At 64.9% G+C, this 564-nt stretch carries 1 protein-coding gene; it reads left to right on the top strand.

Annotated features, from left to right (window positions below):
• Positions 1-432: peroxide stress protein YaaA (yaaA, locus tag DMP05_RS09690; RefSeq protein ID WP_123220241.1), on the top strand; the 432-nt coding region annotated here is incomplete at its 5' end.
• Positions 433-564 lie beyond the last annotated feature (132 nt).

Below are 564 nucleotides of genomic sequence, written 5' to 3'. Positions count from 1 at the left end.
GGGCCGACGAACGGGGGCGGTGCGCCCGCGTCCGATTGCGACAAGAACGAAGGCTGCCAGGCGGATGGCCTTGCGGCCGATTCCGGTGGCGTCCAGCCTGATGCGGCGGGTTCCACTGGTGTGCCCGCGCCCGAAGAGCCCGTCATCGTGAACCTCGCGTCGGTCGAATATGCGAAAGCCGTGCTGTCGCATGCGAAGGCGGCGGCCAAGGCGGGCTCGCCCGTGCGTGTGCTGACCTGCCTGTTCGGCACGCTGCGCGCCGGCAAGCTTGTGCAGCGCTCGACTGAGGCGAAGGCGGCGCGCGGCACCTTCGTGCGCTGGTGCGCCGAAAACGCGATCGGGCGCGTGGAAGACATCAAGCGCTTCGATGCGGCAGGGTATACGTTTGACCAGGAGGTGTCGACAAACGATACCTTCGTGTTCGTGAAATAGCGGTGCGGTTCGTTTGCGTGGAGCGAGGCGCGGTCGGGGCCAGGCCGCGCTTTTTCGTTTTCGCAACGAAACGTCAACATTGCATGGAGCCTTCTTGGGCTTCGGTTGACAGCGCAATGGTCGGTACTACAA

This window comes from Slackia isoflavoniconvertens (assembly GCF_003725955.1).
In the GTDB taxonomy this organism is placed as follows: domain Bacteria; phylum Actinomycetota; class Coriobacteriia; order Coriobacteriales; family Eggerthellaceae; genus Slackia; species Slackia isoflavoniconvertens.
This window is presented reverse-complemented; position numbering and strand designations above follow the sequence as displayed.